The 1,692-nt window shown below is 34.4% G+C and carries 2 protein-coding genes; both read left to right on the top strand.

Going from position 1 to position 1,692, the window contains the following annotated elements; all coding sequences use genetic code 11:
• Window positions 1-211 precede the first annotated feature (211 nt).
• Entirely contained in the window at window positions 212-967 is a 756-nt protein-coding gene (locus E0E16_RS13375; protein WP_130830696.1) for a glycosyltransferase family 2 protein, read from the top strand.
• Window positions 964-1,605: an alpha-glucuronidase family glycosyl hydrolase gene (locus E0E16_RS13370; RefSeq protein WP_130830695.1), complete on the top strand. Its 642-nt coding sequence runs from the start codon at window positions 964-966 to the stop codon at window positions 1,603-1,605. Before E0E16_RS13375 ends, E0E16_RS13370 begins: the two co-directional genes overlap by 4 nt.
• The last annotated feature ends 87 nt before the right edge of the window (window positions 1,606-1,692 follow it).

The following is a 1,692-nucleotide window of genomic DNA, read 5'->3' as shown; positions in this document are numbered from 1 at the left end:
TTTGCCCATGTTATCTGAGTTTGGAAACAAAAGCAAAGATAACAAAAAGGGCTGATACCTCGTGAGAAGTGTCAGCCCTAATTCATAAAAAATGTGGGATGTTTAGCGGACAGTAATAATTATTAAAGGATACATTTCAAAAATATTACGTGCTAATAAAATAAATCCTTATGTATATGTGTTATTAATTAAAACGTACACCATTCATTCCATGAAGTTTTCAATAATCACTGTCACCTATAATAGTGAAGATACTATTTTAGATACAATTAATTCCGTATTTAATCAAGACTATGCTGACTATGAGTATATAATAATAGACGGTCAGTCTACTGACAACACAATAAAGATAATCCGTAATAACGCAATGCGGTTCGGGGGAAGGATGATCTGGTTTTCTGAAAAAGACAAGGGTATTTATGATGCGATGAATAAAGGGATAATGAAAGCTACAGGTGATGTGATTGGTATTCTCAATTCAGATGATTATTTTACGAGTAGCGATGTGCTCTCTACTTATGTTAAGGCGTTTAAGGAGTCTGACGTTGAAGCTGTCTTTGGAGATGTACACTTTATTCGCGAAGGTGAACCTAACAAGGTAGCACGCTATTACTCATCAAAAATATTTCGTCCTTCGTTGTTGCGTTTTGGATTTATGCCTGCTCACCCCTCTTTTTATCTTCGTCGTGAGGTTTACCAAAGGGCTGGTTTTTATAGTTTAGATTATAAAATAGGGTCAGATTTTGAAATGATGGTGCGATTATTCAAAAAGCATCACATAAGCTATAAGTATATTCATAAAGACGTTGTTACGATGCGCATGGGGGGAGCAAGTACAAATGGGGTAGGGAGTCATTTCCTATTGTTGAAGGAAGACACAAGAGCTTGTAAATCAAACGGTATATACACCCACCCTTTGTTTGTTTTGTTGAAATATATATACAAAGTTTTTGAATTTAAATTATGATATTGCATCTATTGAATATCAAAGAATTAAGACTATTGACCGCCTTATTTTTGACACTGTTTCCCTTGTCTTTATTGGCTGACAACTATCTTTTTAAAGATGGCAAGTCTGATTATATTATCATTTGTAATGCTCCTAAGGGTTCTTCTGAATATACGTCAGCAATGGAAATGCAAGCTTATATACAGAAGATGAATGGAGTAATGCTTCCAATCAATCCCAAAGAGCAGACTAATAAAAAACATATCTACATAGGATATAACAAAGAATTAAGGAAATTAGGGATAAAGCAACCCTCTGATTCTAACGAAGGATTTGTTTATAAAACTATTGGAGAGGATTTATATATTTTTGGAGGAAAGCAGTTGGGAACTATGTATGGTGTTTTCTCTTTTTTAGAAGACCAATTGGGCATTCATTGGTACACAAAAGATTATGTAAAAATTCCAAAGTTAACACAATGGACATTGCCTTCAATGCTCAGTGTTATTGAAAAGCCAGCTTTTAAATATCGCCATGTATTCTTTTACACATCGCGCATCAATCATGATTGGAACGCGCATAATAAGTTGAATACAACTATGGGGTTGAATATTAAAAATTATTACTGTCCGCTAAACATCCCACATTTTTTATGAATTAGGGCTGACACTTCTCACGAGGTATCAGCCCTTTTTGTTATCTTTGCTTTTGTTTCCAAACTCAGATAACATGGGCAAAAGTAC

The organism is Prevotella rectalis (assembly GCF_900607215.1).
Taxonomy (GTDB): Bacteria; Bacteroidota; Bacteroidia; order Bacteroidales; family Bacteroidaceae; genus Prevotella; species Prevotella brunnea.
The sequence above is the reverse complement of the archived record's forward strand: the minus strand, read 5'-3'. Positions and strand labels throughout refer to the sequence as shown.